Here is a 1,950-nt window from a genome sequence, read left to right as displayed (position 1 = left end):
CGGTAGCCGCACCCAACACACCGGTCCCCCCGGTCACCAACACCGTGCCCCCGGCACCCAACCCCCACAGACCACTGTCAGCCGGGGACGCGGCCGTCTCCCCGGTCTTGGCCAGACGCGGGACCAGCACCCGGTCTCCGCGCAGCGCCACCTGCGACTCCCCCGCCACGACCGCAGCCCCAACCGCAGACTGGATCGAGGCCCACGACACCGGGCCCCCACCAGGCTCCGCATCCACCAACACCAACCGGCCCGGACTCTCACTCTGCGCACTACGCACCAGACCCCAGCACGTCGCCGCCGCCACATCGGCCACACCCTCACCCACACCCGCGGCAACCGCACCCCGAGTGACGAGCACCAACCGCGACCCACCCAACCGCTCCTCACTCAACCACCCCCGCACCAGACCGAGCACCTGCTCCGCCAGCACGTGAGCGCGGTGGGCCACCGAACCCTGGCAGTCATCCTGAGTGTTGAGGCCCGTGTCGGCGCAGACGGTCATCACGGTGTCCGGCACCGGTGCTCCCGCCGACACGTCGTCCAGCAGCGTGGCCAAATCCGCGTACCGGGTGACGGGCAGCTCCTCGCTCGTCTGCGACAAGTCCGCGCCGGCCTCGAGCACAGCCCAGGAGGCGGCCGAGGCTTCTTCGCCTGCCGCTTCACCCGTCAGCGGAGCCCACTCCAGCTGGTACGGCGCGGCCTGCAAGGCTGCCGCTGCGGCCTTGCTCAGTTGGTCACTGCTCAGAGGGCGCGTCGTGAGGGACTCCACCTGCACTAGTGGGGCACCGGTCTCGTCGGCCAACAGGACGGCGAATGACTCCTCGGAGAGATGTGTCAGACGGACCCGCAGGCTCGTCGCGCCGGCGAGGGCGCCCGCACCGGTGCCGTCGCCGGCACCGAGCGGCCTGACTCGGCGCCAGGCGAACGGCAGCCGGATCTCACCCGTGCCCCCGGACGCGTGGCCCACGTCTACGGACGCGTCGTGCGGGTGCAGGCTACGGAGAGCACCGGCATGCAGCGCCGCGTCGAACAGCGCGGGGTGCACGTGGAACGGCTTGTCCTGCTTCCCCTCCGCTTCGTCCGGAAGATGCGCGTCACCGTACGTCTGGTGTTCCGTTCGCCAGGCGCTGTGCAGCCCCCGGAACAGTGGACCGTACTCGTAGCCCAGGCCCGCGAACCAATCGTAGAGTTGGTCCACGTCGCACGCCGTGGCCTGTGCCGGAGGCCAGACGTCGAGCCGGCCGGCCGTCTCCGCGCAGTCGGTGTCCAGCTCCTCCTCCGATCCCACGGCCAGGGTGCCCGTCGCGTGTGTGGTCCAGACGGAGGGTTCATGGCTCTGCTTGTCGGCGGCCAGCGGCTGAGACCGTATGGACATCGCCCGGCAGCCGCTCTCGTCCGGTGCCTCAACCGTCACCTGGAGCTGGACCGTCGCCTGCTCGGGCACGACGAGAGCGGTGCCGACAGTGAGTTCTTCGATCTCCGCGCAGCCCAGCTCTGTGCAGGCGTGCAGCGCGAGTTCCAGGAAGGCGGTTCCGGGCAGCAACACCATGTCTGCGATGGCGTGGTCCGCGAGCCAGGGCTGGGTGTCCAGCGAAACGCTGCCCGTGAACAGATGACCGCCGTCCGGCAGCTCGGTCAACGCGCCGAGCAGCGGATGAGCCGTGGCAGTGAGACCCAGTGTGGTGGCGTCAGTGGTTCCCGTCGTATGGGTCGCCCAGTAGGACTGGCGTTGGAAGGGGTAGGTGGGCAGTTCCACATGTTCGGTGAGTGACGTGCCCAGTGTGGCGGGGGCGGCGGGGGTGGGCCAGGTGACGTCGGTGCCGTGTGCCCACAGCTGCGCGGCGGAGGTCAGCATCTGGCGCAGATCACCCTGATCACGCTGCAACGAGCCGGTCACCGTCGCCTCAGGACGCCCGGGATGCTGCTCGACGATGTCCTCGATCGCCG

General features: G+C 69.9%; 1 protein-coding gene. It reads right to left on the bottom strand.

From position 1 onward, the window contains the following. Positions 1-1,950, bottom strand: a 1,950-nt coding sequence (locus tag DQ392_RS31325; RefSeq protein WP_181856649.1) for a polyketide synthase dehydratase domain-containing protein, incomplete at both ends; no start/stop codon positions are given.

Source organism: Streptomyces reniochalinae (genome assembly GCF_003323735.1).
Classification (GTDB): domain Bacteria; phylum Actinomycetota; class Actinomycetes; order Streptomycetales; family Streptomycetaceae; genus Streptomyces; species Streptomyces reniochalinae.
Note: the sequence above shows the minus strand (reverse complement) of the source record. Positions and strands in the feature narration are given on the sequence as shown.